Consider the following 16,173-nt stretch of genomic DNA (forward strand, 5'->3'; position numbering starts at 1 on the left):
TCGTCAGGCCGGGAAGAAGTGCTTGTAGGCCTTCTCGCGGGAGACCTCCCACTCCAGCTCGAAGCCGACCACGCGCTTGGTCCATTCCTTCTGGCTGTCGATGACCTTCTTGAAGAAGGGATCGGCCGAAAGGCTCTCCACCACGGTGTCCCAGGCGGTGAGCTGGGCGTCGAGGACCGAATCCGGGGTGCGGATCACGGCGACGCCGGCGTCCTTGATCTTCTGGAGATCGACGGGGTAGCGGGACATCGCCTTCCAGGCCATGTCGGCGGAGGCCGCGTCGGCGGCGTATTTCAGCACCTGCTGGAGCTCGGGCCCGAGGGCGTCGAACTTGGCCTTGTTGTAGATGACCTCGAAGCACTCGCTGCCCTGGTGGTAGCTCTGCACCATGTAGGTCTTGGAGACGTCGGGGAAGCCGAGCAGCAGGTCGGACGACGGGTTGTTGAACTCGGCGCCGTCGAGCAGGCCGCGATCCATGGCCGGGACGATGTCGGCCGCGCCCATGATGGTCACCGCGACGTTCATCTGCTGGTACATGTCGGCGGCGAGGCCGTTGGTGCGGTACTTCAGGTTGGCCAGGTCCTCCGGAGAGGTGATCTCCTTCTTGAACCAGCCGAGCGGCTGGGTCGGCATCGGCGCCATCAGGAAGCCGACGAGGTCGAGGCCGAGCACCTGCTGGACCAGTTCGTCATAGAGCGCCTGCCCACCGCCGTAGCGCACCCAGCCAAGCATCTGGTTGGCGTTCCAGCCGAAGGAGGGCGGGGTGGCGAAGAGCGAGAAGGCCTTGTTCTTGCCGTACCAATAGCCCGCGACGCCGTGGCCGCCGTCGAGCGCGCCGGCGAGGATGGCGTCCTGGAGCTGGAGAGCGCCGACGACGGCGCCCGCGGGCAGCAGTTCGATCTTGAGCTTGCCGCCGGAGAGGGCGTTGACGGCCTTCACGTAGTCGTTGGCATATTCATGGAATATGTCCTGAGACGGCCAGGTACTCTGGATGCGCATGGTGATTTCCTGCGCCCTGGCGACGTTCGGCATCGCAACGGCGGTGGCGGCCACACCCGCACCCGCGGCTCCGACCAGGAAGTTGCGCCGCGACGTCTTCGCATCTGCAGCATCGACCGTCTTGTCGTCACGCTCTGCCATCGAATTTCCTCCCGCCGTGCTTTGCACGATCTGGTGTTATGCATAGAAAAGCTTGCATGTGTTGGGAGGCTTGGCAAGCATGCGGCACGCATTTTGAGGGGCGATGACGCCGCACTGAACTATTGTCTAAGGGGGATGGGGAAGGCAGTCGGGGGTCGGCAGTCGGCAGAGGTGGCCGCTCTTCAGTATGCCCTCCCGGCCTGAACCTTGCCGTCATGGTCCGCGTAGGCGGACCACCCACGAGTGTGTGCGGGGTGTGAACGCTAGGTGCGACGGGAGTGCGCCGTGCTGGAAAAATGCGTGGGTGGTCCGCCTTCGCGGACCACGACGGTGCGAGTGGGGGAGGGATGCGGGAGCTGAGGAGGGCGGGGAGTCGGTTGGAGGCGGCTGCGCTTCGGTCTGCTGGTCCAACCTCAACCTTTCCCGTCATGGTCCGCGCAGGCGGACCACTCATGAGTTTGTGCGGGGTGTGAACGCTGGGTGCGACGGGAGTGTGTCTTGCCGGGAAAAATGCGTGGGTGGTCCGCCTGCGCGGACCATGACGGTGGGAAGGGGGGCGGTTCGCCTCCGCGGAGCGTCCCGGCGAGAGCGGGGTGGTTCGCCTTCGCCGGCCGTGATGGCAGAAGAGGAGTGATCCGTCGCCGCAGACCATGACGACGAGAGCGGGTGCGGCGGTAGCAGGCCGCGCTTCGCTCTACCCGCTCAACCTCAACCTTGCCCGTCATGGTCCGCGCAGGCGGACCACCCACGAGTTTGTGCGGGGTGTGAACGCTGGGTGCGACGGGAGTGCGCCGTGCTGGAAAAATGCGTGGGTGGTCCGCCTTCGCGGACCATGACGGCGGGAAGGGGGATGGAAAGAGGAGTTTGGGAGGGTGGGGAGTCGGTTGGAGGCGGCCGCGCTTCGGGTTGCCCGCTCGACCTCAACCATGACGGCGGGAGGGGGTGAAGACGGACGGAGCGGTGGTCTGTCCGCGGGCACCTTGACGGCGGAAAGGGGCGGGTTGGCCGGTTGGAAAGAGCGGCTAGGGGCCGCTCTTTCAGGAACGTCTCGGCGCCGGATCAGGCGGCGTTGAGCTTGGCGAGGATTTCGTCGCTGAGTTCGGAGTTGGAGTAGACGTTCTGGACGTCGTCGTCGTCCTCCAGCGTGTCGAGGAGCTTGAGGAGGGACTGGGCCTTCTCCTCGTCGAGCGCGGTGGTGGTCTTGGGGCGCCAGACGATCTTGACGCTTTCGGCGCCGCCGAGGGTGGCCTCGAGGGCCTTGGCGACCTCGTTGAGGCTTTCGAAGGCGCAGATCACCACGTGGTTGTCGGCGGTGGTCTCCACGTCGTCGGCGCCGGCCTCGATGGCGGCTTCGACCATGGCATCGCCGGTGCCGGCGGAGAGCGGGTAGACGATCTCGCCGACGCGGTCGAACATGAATGACACCGAGCCGGTCTCGCCGAGGGCGCCGCCGGCCTTGGTGAAGTAGGAGCGGACGGCGGAGGCGGTGCGGTTGCGGTTGTCTGTGAGGGCTTCCACGATGACGGCAACGCCGCCCGGGCCGTAGCCCTCGTAGCGGACCTCGTCGTAGTTGTCGGTGTCGCTGCCGGCCGCCTTCTTGATGGCGCGCTCGATGTTGTCCTTCGGCAGGTTGTCGGCGCGGGCGTTCTGGATGGCGAGACGCAGGCGCGCGTTCATGTTGGGATCGGCGCCGCCGAGCTTAGCGGCGACGGTGATCTCGCGCGCAAGCTTGGAGAAGATCTTCGACCGCTTGGCGTCCTGCGCGCCCTTGCGGTGCATGATGTTCTTGAACTGACTGTGTCCGGCCATGTCTCGCCTCGTGGCGGGACGGCGAAGGGTCCGTCCCGGTCGATCGTTTGGATGGCGGTCTTATAGGCTCGGGACAGGCGGAAATAAAGGGCGGGGCGCATGGCGCGGGCGATGCGCCCCGCGGTTCGCCGCCGATCAGAAGATCTCGGCGGTCGAGAGGCCGAGGGCGGTGGCGCCGGCGAAGCGGGCCTGCGGGCCGGGCTGGAGCGGGTGGAAGCGCGCGCCCTGGATGTCGCGGAAGCGGCGCTCCAGCGCGTTGCCGCGGTAGAAGCTGGCGCCGCCGGCCAGCTGCATGGCGAGTTCCACTGCGCGGATGGCGTTGTCGGCGACGAGGGTCCGGCCGATCATCACCTCGTTGACGGTGTCGGCGGAAGGCTCATTGCGGGCGACCGTGTCGAGCATCCAGCGATGCGCCATCTGGGCGGCGCGGAGGGCGGTGTCCATGCGGCCGGCGAGATCGATGGCGTCGGGCGTCGCGGGCTTCCGGCGGGCCATGGCGACGGCGATGTCGCGGGCGCTTTCGGCGACGCCGAGGTAGGCGGCGTAGACGAGCGGGAAGGCGATCGTCGCGATGATATGGAAGACGGGGTGCCACTTGCCGGCGTCGCGGGAGAAGGAGACGCCCGCGTCGGGGACGAAGAGGTTCTCGATCACCACGTCGTTGGAGCCGGTGCCGCGCATGCCGAGGGTGTGCCAGGTGTCGAGGATGCGCACGGCGGGCGACTTCATCGGGGCGGCGAAATGGATGACCTTGGCCGAGCCGTCTTCGGCGCGCAGCACCGCGCCGGTCATCAGGAGGTCGCCGCGCTCGGCGCCGGAGGTGAAGAGCTTGCGGGCGGTGATGGCGTAGCCGTTCTCCACCTTGGTGGCCTCGCCGGAGCCGGCGATCCAGTCGGAGCCGCCGCTGGAGAGGAGCACCAGCCGTTCCGCGGCGATGCGGCGGAGCAGCGGCTCGACGGCGGCGACCTTCTGGTGCCGCCAGCGCCAGGCGGGGATGGCCACCTGGTGGGTGTGCATGGCGAAGGCGAGGGCGGTGGAGCCGCAGCTGTGGGCGATGACGCGGAGCATGTCGGCGAGTTCGGCGACGTCGGCGCCGCGGCCGCCGAGCTCGACGGGCACGCCCGCCTCCATCAGGCCGGCCTCCTTGAGGAGGTCGTAGTTGGCGGCGACGAAGGCGTCGGTCTCGTCGGCCTCGGCGGCCCGGTCTGCGAAGGCGGGGGCGAGGCGGCGGGCGGTGTCGGCGACGGTGTCATCGGCGAAGGTGGCCGGTCCGGTGGTGTAAAGGCTGGTCATGGTATCCTCCCGTATGCACAGCGAAGGTGTGGACCATGGGGCCTGCGGGGGGCGGGCGATAGTTCACGAACTGTACCGGTGCGGCGGATGGGCGGCGCCGGCGATCCGCAGTATGCTGCGTGAGTTATGCATGGAGGCTTCGTCATGACCGAACGCGGTGGATACGGCCAGTTCTGCCCGGTGGCGATGGCCTCGGAGGTGCTCTGCTCGCGCTGGACGACGCTGATCGTGCGGGAGATGCTGTGCGGGACGCGGCACTTCAACGACCTGCGCCGCGGCGTGCCGCGGATGTCGCCGGCCCTGCTTTCCAAGCGGCTGAAGGAACTGGAGCGGATGGGGATCGTGGTGGCGATCCCGAACAAGCGGGGGGTGACGGAGTATCACCTGTCGCCGGCGGGGGAGGACCTGCGGCCGGTGATCATGGGGCTGGGATTCTGGGGGCAGAAATGGGTGGAATCGCAGCTATCGCTGCGCAACCTCGACCCGTCGCTGCTGATGTGGGACATGCGGCGGCACCTGAAGCCGGAGCCGCTGCCGCCGCGCCGCTGCACGATACAGTTTCTGTACCCCGAACTGCCGGCGAGCCAGCAGGCCTGGTGGCTGGTGATCGAGAACGGGACGGTGGACCTCTGCGGCTTCGACCCGGGATACGAGGTGGATCTCCTGGTGACGACGTCGCTGAAGAGCATGACGTCGATCTGGATGGGGCTTTCCACGGTGCGCCAGGAGATGGCGGCGGGGGTGCTGACGCTGGACGGTGACCGGGCGATCGCGACGTCGATGCAGGCGTGGCTGGGACTGAGTCCGTTCGCGGGCGGCACCCGGTCGGCGGCCTGAGGGAGGCTACCAGAAGCCGGGGAGCGCTTCGCTGAGGCGGCCACCGAGGCGGACGGGAGCGACGGCTTCGGCGAGGCCGGTGCGGTCGGACACCTCCACGGCGAGGCCGGAGAGGGTGGGCTCGCCCATCGACGGGGTGAAGCGGCCGGTCGGGATCTTGCGCAGGAAGCGGGAGATGGGCTCGTCCTTCTCCATGCCGAGCACGCTGTCGTAGTCGCCGGTCATGCCGGCGTCGGACATATAGGCGGTGCCGTGGGGGAGGATCTGGTGATCGGCGGTGGGCACGTGGGTGTGGGTGCCGACGACGAGGCTGGCCCGGCCGTCCAGCCAGTGGGCCATCGACTGCTTCTCGGAGGTGGCCTCTGCGTGGACGTCGACGACGACGGCGTCGGCCTGCTCGCCGAGCGGGCAGGCGGAGAGCTCGCGGTCGATGGCGGCGAAGGGGTCGTCAAGGGCGTCCATGAAGACGCGCCCCATGACGTTGGCGACGAGGACGCGGGCGCCGTTGCGGGCCATGAAGAGGTTGGCGCCGCGGCCGGGCGTGCCGGCGGGGAAGTTGGCGGGGCGGAGCAGGCGGTCCTGGCGCTCGATGAAGACGAGGGCCTCGCGCTGGTCCCAGATATGGTTGCCGGTGGTGACGACGTCGGCGCCGGCGTCGAGGAAGTCCTGGCAGATCTCCTCGGTGATGCCGAAGCCGCCGGCGGCGTTCTCGCCGTTGACGACGACGAAGTCGAGCCGGTAGTCGGCCACCAGCGCCGGCAGCTTCTCGGCGATGGCAGTGCGGCCGGAGCGGCCGACGACGTCTCCCACGAACAACAGGCGCATGGTCTGCCGGCTTCCCTCAACTTGCGGCGGGGATGATCAGGTCCCGCTCGGTGACGATCGCGTGGAGGGGGACGTCGTGCGGCTCCATCGGGACCGCGTCGGCCTCCTGGACCGAGAAGGCCACGCCGATCAGGCGCGGATCGTAGCCCGCGGCCCGGAAGCCGGCGATGGTGATATCGTAGTAGGCCTTGCCGTAGCCGATGCGGCCGCCGCGACGATCGAAGACGGAGAGCGGGACGAGCATCACCTCGGGCACCACCTCCGGGCATTCCGGGCCCGGGCCGTAGGTGCCGAAGCCGAGCGGGACGAGCGGGCTGGCCGGATCGAAGGCTCGGAACACGAGGTCGGGCTTGCGGATGATCGGCAGGCCGACCGCATGGCCGCGCGCGACGAGGCGCTCGGCGGCGGGGCGCAGGTCCACCTCCGAGCGGATCGGCAGGAAGGCGCTGACCGGCGCGCCGGCGGGAATGTCGAGGGCGAGGATGCGGTCGGCGATGTCGGCGGACCAGCGGGCGCGGTCATCCGGGTCGAGCGCGTCGCGGCGGGCGAGGCTGGCGTTGCGCAGCGCGGACTTCTGAGCGGCGAGATCGGTGGGCAGGGCCGGCGGCTCCGGTCGGGCGATGGCATCGGGCGCGAGCGCCGACAGCGGTCCACCCGACGGAAGAGATTGAATCTGGAGCAATTTCTTGTCGACCTGACGATTTCGTCAGGTCGGAAAGCGCTCTAGCGTGGCGCCCCGCGGCGACCGTCGGAATTTCGATCCCGGGAACCTACAGTGTAGGTGGGAGCCGTTTGTCCGAGCCCACGGGCCCGGTCAGGCACAGCCCCCGTTCGGAATCGTAAGGCCCCGGGGATATTAGAGTTCCTAACGAGAAGCGCAGCGACGCCACGGGGCGAATATAGGGGTGTATGGGTCCGGGGGGAAGGGGCGGGATGGGGGATGCGGCGTCGGGGAGCGCGATGGTTCGCCCGGTGCCGGTTCTGGGCCGGGGATTTGGGCGGCAAACAGATTAGAACAGCTATATATTTGGGAAACGATTGTCTCTTGTGTCCTCTTCTTTGGATTTTTATGGCTCTACGCCAATTAAAACATGAAAGTAAGTATTTATCCCTATAATCTGATCTTCCTGCGGGGTCGTAGACGCCTTGAAAAAGAGGGAGGTCAAGCCATGGCGGTCGGTTCGCAGGCATTCAGCTTCGAGGTGCGGATCGAGGACGGTCGATCCGCCCGGTTCTCGTCGCTGACAGAAGCGCGTGCGATGATCCGGTTCGTCACCGAACGGGGACAGGGTGCGGTTCTGCTCGTGGTGGGACAGGATGAACGGCGCGGACGCGCGGTCGTCTACCCGCTGTCGCACCATCAAGCGGAGCCGCGCCTGAAGCAGGGCGAGGTCGACGCGGGCGCTCGCCGCACGCCACACTCGCCGTCATCGTCGTCGCCGAGCGCCGGGTAAGCAACGCGGCTCCCGAGGACACGCCGTCGGCTATTCGGCCGCCTCGTCCTGGCCGGCGAGAGCGTGGGCGAGCTGGTCCAGCCGGCTGGCGGCGGTGATGATGCGCGCGGCGATCTGATCCTCGACCTCGTTCTGGCGGGCGACGAGGCTGCCGCGATCGGCCTTGAGGGTTTCCACTTCCCCTTCCAGGGCGCGCAGGCGACGCTCCGTTTCGGAGAGCTGGTCGAGCACAGTGATGGCGCTCATCACGGTCAAGCGCTGGTCGCCGATCTCGCCGAACACGCCGCGAAGCTGGTCGATGGTGCCGTCGAGCCGGGTGGCGAGGCCCACAAGGTGGTCCTCCTGGCCGTCGTCGCACGCCATGCGGTAGGTCTTGCCGGCAATCGTTACAGTGACTTGCGCCATACTCTTGATCACCCGCCGTGGGCATCCAGGACGGCGCGGATCGACTCCATCGCCGCAACCAGCCGCCTCGACACTTCCTTGTTGGCATCCTCCAGGCGTCCGGCGCGCAGCATGGCCCCGTCGAGATCGAGTGCGAGACGGGACCTGTCCTCGCCGAGGCGCGTGACCTCGTCGCGGAGGTCCGCGATGGTGCCATCGGCACCACGGCGACGTTGAACGGCCGCCGACAGGCGGTCGATCGACGTGTCCAGTCTTGCTAGCGCCGCATCCAGCGACACCGTCTCGGGCATCCATGCCTCCGTCCGGCCGGCGAAGCGGCCCGTCCCGTTTTTTGACCACACTTCGCCTTGCGTTGCCAACCCGGAACATGAAGGTCACCCGCCAATCCCTGTGAATTCGTTGGGGATCCCGGGGCGTGCATGCGTCAGCGCAAGTGCGGTGAGGGGTTCCAATCGCAAGAATTTTCAATTGGTCCAAAGACGTATATCGCGATTGACAGGCGGTCGCGGACTGCTATTCATCCACGCGCCCACAGCAGCCTTTCACCGTTCCGGACCAGCGACGTCAGAGCGCGGCTCGGTTCCAATGCTTCTTCCGGGTGGCCCGGTTCCGCGGACCTCCCCCCGAATGCCAAGGGTCCGTCATGGTCTCTCCTGCCCTGTTCTCCGAAATGGCCAACACCATCCGCGCGCTCTCCATGGACGCGGTTGAAAAGGCCAAGTCCGGCCATCCCGGCATGCCGATGGGCACCGCCGACATCGCCACGGTGCTGTTCGGGGACGTGATCAAGTTCGATGCGGCGGCGCCGCGCTGGGCCGACCGCGACCGCTTCATCCTGTCGGCCGGCCACGGTTCGATGCTGCTCTATTCGCTGCTGCACCTGATCGGCGTGGAGGAGATGACGCTCGACGAGCTGAAGAACTTCCGGCAGCTGGGCTCGAAGACGGCCGGGCATCCGGAGTTCGGCTATGCCGCAGGCATCGAGACGACCACCGGGCCGCTAGGACAGGGGCTGGCCATGTCGGTCGGCTTCGCGCTTGCCGAGCGCCTGCTCAACGCGCGCTTCGGCGACGACCTTGTCGATCACCGCACCTGGGTGATCGCCGGCGACGGCTGCCTGCAGGAAGGCGTGAGCCACGAGGCGATCTCGCTGGCCGGCCACCTCGGCCTGTCCAAGCTGACGGTGATCTGGGACGACAACAACATCTCGATCGACGGACCGGTGACGCTGTCGGAGACCGGCGACATCACCAAGCGGTTCGAGGCGGCCGGCTGGGTGACCCGGCGGATCGACGGGCACAACCAGGCGGAGATCGCCGAGGCGCTCGCCTGGGCGAAGACGACGACCAAGCCTGCGCTGATCGCGGCCAAGACCACCATCGGCAAGGGCGCGCCGAACAAGGCGGGTTCGCACTCCGTGCACGGTTCGCCGCTGGGGGCGGACGAGATCTCGGCAACGCGCGCGGCGCTGCAGTGGAACCACGGGCCGTTCGAGATCCCGCAGGAAGCCTTGAAGGCGTGGCGCGAGGCCGGTGCACGGTCCCGTGCGGCACGCGAGGCGTGGGAAGCCCGCGTCGCCAAGCTGGACGCTGCGACCCGCGCGGACTTCGAGCGGCGGCTTTCGGGCGTGCTGCCGGAGGGCTTCGCGGTTGCCGCGCAGGCCTACAAGGAGAAGCTCGCCGCCGACAAGCCGAAGGTGGCGACCCGCAAAGCTTCGGAAATGGCGCTGGAGGTGATCAACGGCGCGATCCCGGAGATGATCGGCGGCTCGGCCGACCTGACCGGTTCCAACCTGACGAAGACCAAGTCTCAGGTCTCGGTGAAGCCGGGCGACTTCTCGGGCAGCTACGTCCACTACGGCATCCGCGAGTTCGGGATGAGTGCGGCCATGAACGGGCTCGCGCTGCACGGCGGCATCATCCCCTACGGCGGCACGTTCCTGGTGTTCACCGACTACGCCCGCCCGGCGATCCGCCTATCGGCGCTGATGCACCAGCGTGTGATCTACGTGATGACGCACGACTCCATCGGCCTCGGCGAAGACGGGCCGACGCACCAGCCGGTGGAGCACCTGGCGGCGCTGCGGGCGATCCCGAACCTCCTGGTGCTCCGCCCGGCGGACGCGATGGAGACGATGGAAGCCTGGCAGGTGGCGCTGGAGAGCGACACGCGGCCCTCGATCCTGGCGCTGTCGCGGCAGAACCTGCCGGCGCTGCGGCTGGAGGCGAGCGCGGAGAACCTGACCGCCAAGGGCGCCTACGAGATCGCCGGCACGGACGGAGAGGCGGCGGTGTCGATCTTCGCGACCGGGTCCGAAGTGGCGATCGCGGTGGACGCGAAGGCTCTGCTGGAGGCGGGGGGCGTGAAGACGCGGGTGGTGTCGGTGCCCTCGTTCGAACTGTTCGCCGCCCAGCCGGAGGCCTACCGCAAGGCGGTGATCGGCTCGGCCAAGGTGAAGGTCGGCGTGGAAGCGGCGATCCGCATGGGCTGGGACAGCCTGATCGGCTCGGACGGCGTGTTCATCGGCATGCACGGCTTCGGGCTGTCCGGCCCGGCGGAGAAGCTCTACGCCCATTTCGGCATCACGCCGGAGGCGATCGCCAAGGCCGCGCAGGAGCGGCTGGCTTAAGCCTCTTTGCACTTTCTGCAGGGTTCAACCAAAGATCGGGGTTGATCTTGATCGCGCAAGCGGAGAAACGAAGGCCCCGATCAAGTTTCCATCAAGGGACGACCGAGGAAAGGCCGCGCGGCTCTCGAAGCCTCCAGAAATCCCCCATCGCGGCCTGCGGTGACCCCTTCGGCGAGGAGAAGTAGCATGGCTGTCAAGGTTGCCATCAACGGGTTCGGCCGCATCGGCCGCAACGTGCTGCGTGCCATCATCGAATCCGGCCGCACCGACATCGAGGTCGTGGCGATCAACGACCTCGGGCCGGTGGAGACCAACGCCCACCTGATGCGCTACGACAGCGTGCACGGCAAGTTCCCGGGCACGGTGACGGTGTCGGGCGACACCATCGACGTGGGCCGCGGCCCGATCAAGGTGACGGCCGTGAAGAACCCGGCCGAGCTGCCGCACCGCGACCTCGGCGTGGAGATCGCGCTGGAGTGCACCGGCATCTTCACCTCGCGCGACAAGGCCGCGGCGCACCTGACCGCGGGCGCCAAGCGCGTGATCGTGTCGGCGCCGGCGGACGGCGCGGACCTGACGGTGGTGTTCGGCGTCAACCACGACAAGCTGACCAAGGACCACGTGGTCATCTCCAACGCCTCGTGCACGACGAACTGCCTGGCGCCGGTCGCCAAGGTCCTCAACGACGCCATCGGCATCGAGAAGGGCTTCATGACGACCATCCACAGCTACACCGGCGACCAGCCGACGCTGGACACGATGCACAAGGACCTCTACCGCGCCCGCGCCGCGGCGATGTCGATGATCCCGACCTCGACGGGCGCCGCCAAGGCCGTCGGCCTGGTGCTGCCGGAGCTGAAGGGCAAGCTGGACGGCGTGGCGATCCGCGTGCCGACGCCGAACGTGTCGGTGGTGGACCTGGTGTTTACGGCCAAGCGCGCGACCAGCGTGGAGGAGATCAACAACGCGATCATCGCGGCCGCCAACGGCCCGCTGAAGGGCGTGCTCGGCTACACCGACCAGCCGAACGTGTCGATCGACTTCAACCACGACCCGCATTCGTCGACCTTCCACCTGGACCAGACCAAGGTGATGGACGGCACGATGGTGCGCATCCTCTCCTGGTACGACAACGAATGGGGCTTCTCCAACCGCATGGCCGACACGGCCGTGGCGCTGGGCAAGACGCTCTGACACCCACGAAGGCCCTGCCGGGAGGCGGGGCCTTTTCCTTTCCGGGCGCCGCCCTCCCCTGATCGGGGAGGCGAGGCGCGCCTGTGCATCCGCTACCCCCAGTTTCGACGGAGCTCATTCATGGCCTCGTTCAAGACCCTCGACGACGGCGATTTCGCCGGCAAGCGCGTGCTGGTGCGCGTGGACCTCAACGTGCCGATGGAGAACGGCGTCGTGACCGACACGACCCGCATCGACCGGATTGTGCCGACGATCCGCGACCTCTCGGACAAGGGCGCGAAGGTGATCCTGCTCGCCCACTTCGGGCGACCGAAGGGGGAGCGGAAGGCGGAGGACAGCCTGAAGCCGGTGGTGGAGCCGCTGGCGCGGGCGATCGGCCGGCCGGTGGCGTTTGCCGACGACTGCATCGGCCCGGTGGCGGAAGCGGCGGTCGGGGTGCTGGCGAACGGGGAGATCCTGCTCCTGGAGAACACCCGCTACCACAAGGGCGAGGAGAAGAACGACCCGGCGCTGGTGACCGCGCTCGCCAAGCTGGGGGACACCTTTGTCAACGACGCGTTCTCGGCGGCGCACCGGGCGCACGCCTCGACGGAAGGGCTGGCGCATGCGCTGCCGGCCTATGCCGGGCGGACCATGGAGGCGGAGCTGACCGCGCTCGGCAAGGCGCTGGGATCGCCGACGCGGCCGGTGCTCGCGGTGGTGGGCGGCGCCAAGGTCTCGACCAAGATCGACCTCCTGGAGAACCTGGTCTCCAAGGTGGACATCCTGGTCATCGGCGGCGGCATGGCGAACACGTTCCTGGCCGCGCAAGGGATCGACGTGGGCAAGTCGCTGTGCGAGCACGACCTCGCCGAAACGGCCAAGCGGATCCTCGCCAAGGCCAAGGAGGTCGGCTGCGAGATCGTGCTGCCGGTGGACGGCGTGGTGGCGCGCGAGTTCAAGGCCAACGCGGCGAACGAGACGGTGCCGGTGAGCGCGATTCCGGCGGACGCGATGATACTCGACGTCGGGCCGCAGTCGATCGCGACGGTGGCCTCGCGGATCGATACGGCGAAGACGCTGCTCTGGAACGGGCCGCTGGGGGCGTTCGAGATCGCGCCCTTCGACACGGCGACGGTGGCGGCGGCCAAGCACGCCGCGGCGCGCACCAAGGCGGGCGCGCTGGTCTCGGTGGCCGGCGGCGGCGACACGGTGGCGGCGCTGAACCACGCCGGGGTGGCGGACGACTTCACCTATGTGTCGACGGCGGGCGGGGCGTTCCTGGAATGGCTGGAGGGCAAGGAGCTTCCTGGCGTCAAGGCCTTGTCGAGCTGAGCTCGGTCGGCCCTGCCGGGCTGAGCCCGCTTCGGCGGTGACGGTTCCGTCCAAGGCATGCTATGGGCTGGGGCCCCGCGGGCGAACGCGGGGCCTTTCGTCGTTTTGCCGCAATCGCGTCGCATCGGATCGCCATGGCCAAGAAGACCCAGAAAGCTGCGCCGCCTCCGCCGCGCGCGCGCCTCTACCTCGTGACGCCCAGGCAGATCGATCTGCAGACGTTTCCGGCGCTGCTGGAAGCCGCGCTCGCCGGCGGCGACGTGGCGTCGCTGCTGATCGCGCCGGAGGTCAGCGCGGACGCGCACCTGCAACGGATCGCCGAGGCGCTGGTGCCGATCGCGCAGGCGCGCGACGTGGCGGCGCTGGTGATCGACGACACGCGGGCGATGGGTCGCTCCAAGGCCGACGGGCTGCACGTGGAGGCGGGCATCACGGCGCTCGCCGAGGCGGTGGAGAAGCTGGAGGGCCGCGCGATCGTGGGAGCCGGCAACCTGAAGACCCGGCACGAGGCGATGGAAGCGGCCGAGGCAGGGACGGACTATGTGATGTTCGGGCTGCTTTCGCGCGAGGACGACGACGAGACCCACCGCAAGACGCTGGATTTTGCCTGGTGGTGGGCGGAGATGTTCGAGATCCCCTGCGTGGCGCTGGCCGGTCGCTCGCTGGAGTCCGTGGAGGAGACGGCGGAGACGGGGGCCGAGTTCGTGGCCGTCCGCTCCTTTGTGTGGGACCACCCGGACGGCCCGGGAGCCGCGGTGGCTGAGATCAACCGCGTGCTCGACGCGGTGCACGCGCGGCGCGGGGAAGCGGCGTGAGCCGGGCCGCGCGCCTCGTGCTGACGGCGATCCTGTCGGCGACGGTCGGCGCGCTGCCGTCCCTGGCGCAGGAAGCGGCCGGCGAACCGCCGGTGCTGGAGGGGCCCATCCCGGAGGCGAGCGACGGGATCACCGACCTGCTCAACGGCCTTGCGGCGCAGGACGCCCAAGGTGCGCCGAGCCTGCCGACGCTTATCACTCCGGTGCCGGTGCTGCCCGACCAGGAGGGCGTGAGCGTCTCGGACCGAGCGGAAGAAGGCGTGGAGCCGTTCCTGCCGCCGCCGACCGACGACAATCCGCTGAAGGAACTGCCCGACGCGGACAAGGTGGACTACGCCTACGGGGCGTTCCAGAGGGGCATGTACCTGACCGCCTTCGCGGTGGCGCTGGAGCTCGCCAAGAAGGGCGATGCGGCGGCGCAGACGCTGGTCGGCTACATCTACGCCAACGGCCTCGGGCTGCCGCAGAACCCGAAGGAGGCGGCGGTCTGGTACGAGATGGCGGTGACCGGCGGCGACGCCGGGGCGATGGTGGAACTCGCCAATCTCTACGCGCTGGGGCTGGGCGTGACACGCGACACGGAGAAGGCGCGCACGCTCCTGGAGAGCGCGACGGCCAAGGGCCGGCCGGATGCAGCCTATGCGCTCGGGCTGATCACCATGGACACGGCGAAGACCGAGGAGGAGCTCTCCAAAGCCGCCAGCACGTTTCAGACGGCGGCGGACGCCGGCAACATCGACGCTGCCTATGCGCTCGCCAGCATGTACGCCGACGGGCGCGGCGCGCCGAAGGATCCGACGGCGGCTGCCAAGCTGATGGGTCAGGCGGCGCGCGGCGGGCACGTGGGCGCACAGATCGAATACGCGATCATGCTGTTCAACGGCAGCGGCATCGGCAAGGACGAGAAGGCGGCCTTCGGCTGGTTCAAACTCGCCGCCAACTCCGGCAATCCGGTGGCGGCGAACCGGCTTGCGAGGCTCTATGCGGCGGGCGCCGGCACCGACGTGGACCTCAAGGAAGCGGCGAAGTGGCACCTGAAGGCGCGGGAGGCGGGGATCTCGGACCTGTGGCTGGACGGGGTGCTGAAGGATGTGGAGGGGGAGTAGGCCGTAGGTGGTTGGGCTTTAGCGGCGGAGTTTCGTGGGGCACTCCCCTTCCGGGCGTCATGGTCCGCGCAGATGGACCACCTACGAGCTTTGTTTTTCACTTTCCTTTTCAATGGGTTACTCGTCCCGCGGAAAAATGCGTGGGTGGTCCGCCTGCGCGGACCATGACGGTGGAGGGGGGAGGGCGATGGCCGACGGCCGACCTTCTACTGCCGAAGCTCGACGGCCGATTGCCTAGTGCCGAAGCCCGACAGCCGAAGCTCGACCGCCTCCTGCCTGTTCCCCACTGCCTACTGCCGAATGGCTACGGCTTGCCCTTCTGCCGAGCCCTCCTGCCGCTTCCTCTTGCGTGGCGGCGTGGATTGTGGTGCATGCGGCGCTATTCTTGTTGCCGCCGATCTTCGCAAGGACATGTCCATGGCCCGTTCGCCGCTTCTCAACGTGATGGTCGCCGCCGCCCGCAAGGCCGGGCGAGGGCTGACGCGCGACTATGGCGAGGTGGAGAACCTGCAGGTTTCCATGAAGGGCCCGGGCGACTTCGTGTCTGCGGCGGACAAACGCGCCGAGCAGGTGATCCATGACGAGCTGAAGAAGGCACGGCCGAGCTACGGCTTCCTCATGGAGGAACGCGGCGTGGTGGAGGGCGACGATCCCCAGCACATCTGGGTGGTGGACCCGCTGGACGGGACGACCAACTTCCTGCACGGCATTCCGCAATTCGCGATCTCGATCGGGCTCGAGAAGGCCGGGCAGCCGATCGCCGGAGTGATCTACAACCCGGTGACCGACGAGCTGTTCACCGCGGAACGCGGCGGCGGGGCCTTCCTCAACGACCGGCGGCTGCGCGTCGCGGGGCGGCGGGAGATGGCCGACAGCGTGATCGGAACGGGCGTGCCGCATCTCGGGCGCGGCGACCACCGGGCCTATCTGGCCGAGCTGCAGCAGGTGATGGCCAACTGCTCGGGCGTGCGCCGCGTGGGCTCGGCGGCCCTGGACCTTGCCTGGACGGCGGCAGGCCGGTTCGACGGCTTCTGGGAGAACGGCCTTTCGCCGTGGGACATCTCGGCCGGCATCCTGATGGTGCGCGAGGCCGGCGGCTACGTGACGGACGTCAACGGCAAGGACAAGATCGCCGAGACGAAGACGGTCGTGGCCGGCAACGAGCACATCCACCGGCAGCTGATCGACACGCTGCAGAAAGCCCGCACACCGCGCTGACCGGCGCGAGCGCCCCGACGGGAACACAATCCTCAGCCACCGCTTCGGCACCCGGGCCCGGATCGGCGAGGACGGGACTCGCCGGGAGGGGCGCGGTCCTTTAAGGGTTTGATAACCCTGCCGCAGCCGTTGCC

The 16,173-nt window shown here is 68.3% G+C and carries 15 protein-coding genes and 1 other RNA gene; 8 read left to right on the forward strand and 8 right to left on the reverse strand.

Going from position 1 to position 16,173, the window contains the following annotated elements:
- Window positions 1–3: 3 nt before the first annotated feature.
- The 3 genes from HZ321_RS14455 to HZ321_RS14465 form a co-directional block, all read right to left on the reverse strand.
- Window positions 4–1,140, reverse strand: a complete 1,137-nt coding sequence (locus HZ321_RS14455; protein WP_181703091.1) for a TRAP transporter substrate-binding protein — start codon at window positions 1,138–1,140, stop codon at window positions 4–6.
- Window positions 1,141–2,199: 1,059 nt separating this feature from the next.
- A complete protein-coding gene (locus HZ321_RS14460; RefSeq protein WP_181703092.1) occupies window positions 2,200–2,949 on the reverse strand; it encodes a YebC/PmpR family DNA-binding transcriptional regulator in 750 nt (249 codons plus the stop codon).
- Between the two features lie 135 nt (window positions 2,950–3,084).
- The gene (locus tag HZ321_RS14465; RefSeq protein ID WP_181703093.1) at window positions 3,085–4,242 is read right to left on the reverse strand and encodes an acyl-CoA dehydrogenase family protein; all 1,158 of its coding nucleotides are present in this window, start codon (window positions 4,240–4,242) and stop codon (window positions 3,085–3,087) included.
- A gap of 144 nt (window positions 4,243–4,386) precedes the next feature.
- On the opposite strand from HZ321_RS14465, the gene HZ321_RS14470 reads away from it, so the two are divergent.
- Window positions 4,387–5,079, forward strand: a complete 693-nt coding sequence (locus HZ321_RS14470; protein ID WP_181703094.1) for a winged helix-turn-helix transcriptional regulator — start codon at window positions 4,387–4,389, stop codon at window positions 5,077–5,079.
- Window positions 5,080–5,085: 6 nt separating this feature from the next.
- Here HZ321_RS14470 and HZ321_RS14475 read toward each other — a convergent pair whose 3' ends face one another.
- The 3 genes from HZ321_RS14475 to ssrS form a co-directional block, all read right to left on the reverse strand.
- Window positions 5,086–5,904, reverse strand: coding sequence for a TIGR00282 family metallophosphoesterase (locus tag HZ321_RS14475; protein WP_181703095.1), 819 nt, complete (start codon window positions 5,902–5,904; stop codon window positions 5,086–5,088).
- Window positions 5,905–5,920: 16 nt separating this feature from the next.
- Window positions 5,921–6,586, reverse strand: a complete 666-nt coding sequence (locus HZ321_RS14480; protein ID WP_244635880.1) for a 5-formyltetrahydrofolate cyclo-ligase — start codon at window positions 6,584–6,586, stop codon at window positions 5,921–5,923.
- A gap of 48 nt (window positions 6,587–6,634) precedes the next feature.
- Window positions 6,635–6,791, reverse strand: a non-coding RNA gene (gene ssrS / locus HZ321_RS14485) — 6S RNA.
- Window positions 6,792–7,073: 282 nt separating this feature from the next.
- Between ssrS and HZ321_RS14490 the strand changes: the two genes are divergently transcribed.
- Window positions 7,074–7,358, forward strand: coding sequence for a hypothetical protein (locus HZ321_RS14490; RefSeq protein WP_181703096.1), 285 nt, complete (start codon window positions 7,074–7,076; stop codon window positions 7,356–7,358).
- 30 nt (window positions 7,359–7,388) lie between these two features.
- On the opposite strand, the gene HZ321_RS14495 is transcribed toward HZ321_RS14490, so the two are convergent.
- Both HZ321_RS14495 and HZ321_RS14500 read right to left on the reverse strand, forming a co-directional pair.
- Entirely contained in the window at window positions 7,389–7,763 is a 375-nt protein-coding gene (locus HZ321_RS14495) for a cell division protein ZapA (protein WP_181703097.1), read from the reverse strand.
- A gap of 8 nt (window positions 7,764–7,771) precedes the next feature.
- Window positions 7,772–8,053, reverse strand: a complete 282-nt coding sequence (locus HZ321_RS14500; protein WP_181703098.1) for a DUF4164 domain-containing protein — start codon at window positions 8,051–8,053, stop codon at window positions 7,772–7,774.
- A gap of 353 nt (window positions 8,054–8,406) precedes the next feature.
- Between HZ321_RS14500 and tkt the strand changes: the two genes are divergently transcribed.
- The 6 genes from tkt (at window position 8,407) to HZ321_RS14530 (ending at window position 16,039) form a co-directional block, all read left to right on the forward strand.
- Window positions 8,407–10,392 (forward strand): transketolase, encoded by a 1,986-nt coding sequence (tkt, locus tag HZ321_RS14505; protein ID WP_181703099.1) that lies wholly within the window; start codon window positions 8,407–8,409, stop codon window positions 10,390–10,392.
- A gap of 186 nt (window positions 10,393–10,578) precedes the next feature.
- Window positions 10,579–11,586, forward strand: coding sequence for a type I glyceraldehyde-3-phosphate dehydrogenase (gap, locus tag HZ321_RS14510; protein WP_181703100.1), 1,008 nt, complete (start codon window positions 10,579–10,581; stop codon window positions 11,584–11,586).
- Between the two features lie 120 nt (window positions 11,587–11,706).
- On the forward strand, window positions 11,707–12,900 hold the full coding sequence (locus HZ321_RS14515; RefSeq protein WP_181703101.1) for a phosphoglycerate kinase: 1,194 nt from the start codon (window positions 11,707–11,709) through the stop codon (window positions 12,898–12,900).
- Between the two features lie 134 nt (window positions 12,901–13,034).
- Window positions 13,035–13,715 carry a thiamine phosphate synthase gene (locus HZ321_RS14520; protein WP_181703102.1) on the forward strand — a complete coding sequence of 227 codons (681 nt, stop codon included), beginning with the start codon at window positions 13,035–13,037 and terminating at the stop codon, window positions 13,713–13,715.
- Window positions 13,712–14,821 (forward strand): SEL1-like repeat protein, encoded by a 1,110-nt coding sequence (locus HZ321_RS14525; protein WP_181703103.1) that lies wholly within the window; start codon window positions 13,712–13,714, stop codon window positions 14,819–14,821. Before HZ321_RS14520 ends, HZ321_RS14525 begins: the two co-directional genes overlap by 4 nt.
- Before the next feature lie 417 nt (window positions 14,822–15,238).
- Complete coding sequence (locus HZ321_RS14530; protein ID WP_181703104.1) at window positions 15,239–16,039, forward strand: inositol monophosphatase family protein; 801 nt, start codon at window positions 15,239–15,241, stop codon at window positions 16,037–16,039.
- Window positions 16,040–16,173: the final 134 nt, after the last annotated feature.

Origin of the sequence: Chthonobacter albigriseus (assembly GCF_013839445.1) — a bacterium.
GTDB lineage: Bacteria > Pseudomonadota > Alphaproteobacteria > Rhizobiales > Pleomorphomonadaceae > Chthonobacter > Chthonobacter albigriseus.

Bases quoted from the DNA above. Each gene is read 5' to 3' on its own strand.
- HZ321_RS14455 (WP_181703091.1), bottom strand. From the start codon at position 1,140: ATGGCAGAGCGTGACGACAAGACGGTCGATGCTGCAGATGCGAAGACG.
- HZ321_RS14460 (WP_181703092.1), bottom strand. From the start codon at position 2,949: ATGGCCGGACACAGTCAGTTCAAGAACATCATGCACCGCAAGGGCGCG.
- HZ321_RS14465 (WP_181703093.1), bottom strand. From the start codon at position 4,242: ATGACCAGCCTTTACACCACCGGACCGGCCACCTTCGCCGATGACACC.
- HZ321_RS14470 (WP_181703094.1), top strand. From the start codon at position 4,387: ATGACCGAACGCGGTGGATACGGCCAGTTCTGCCCGGTGGCGATGGCC.
- HZ321_RS14475 (WP_181703095.1), bottom strand. From the start codon at position 5,904: ATGCGCCTGTTGTTCGTGGGAGACGTCGTCGGCCGCTCCGGCCGCACT.
- HZ321_RS14490 (WP_181703096.1), top strand. From the start codon at position 7,074: ATGGCGGTCGGTTCGCAGGCATTCAGCTTCGAGGTGCGGATCGAGGAC.
- HZ321_RS14495 (WP_181703097.1), bottom strand. From the start codon at position 7,763: ATGGCGCAAGTCACTGTAACGATTGCCGGCAAGACCTACCGCATGGCG.
- HZ321_RS14500 (WP_181703098.1), bottom strand. From the start codon at position 8,053: ATGCCCGAGACGGTGTCGCTGGATGCGGCGCTAGCAAGACTGGACACG.
- tkt (WP_181703099.1), top strand. From the start codon at position 8,407: ATGGTCTCTCCTGCCCTGTTCTCCGAAATGGCCAACACCATCCGCGCG.
- gap (WP_181703100.1), top strand. From the start codon at position 10,579: ATGGCTGTCAAGGTTGCCATCAACGGGTTCGGCCGCATCGGCCGCAAC.
- HZ321_RS14515 (WP_181703101.1), top strand. From the start codon at position 11,707: ATGGCCTCGTTCAAGACCCTCGACGACGGCGATTTCGCCGGCAAGCGC.
- HZ321_RS14520 (WP_181703102.1), top strand. From the start codon at position 13,035: ATGGCCAAGAAGACCCAGAAAGCTGCGCCGCCTCCGCCGCGCGCGCGC.
- HZ321_RS14530 (WP_181703104.1), top strand. From the start codon at position 15,239: ATGGCCCGTTCGCCGCTTCTCAACGTGATGGTCGCCGCCGCCCGCAAG.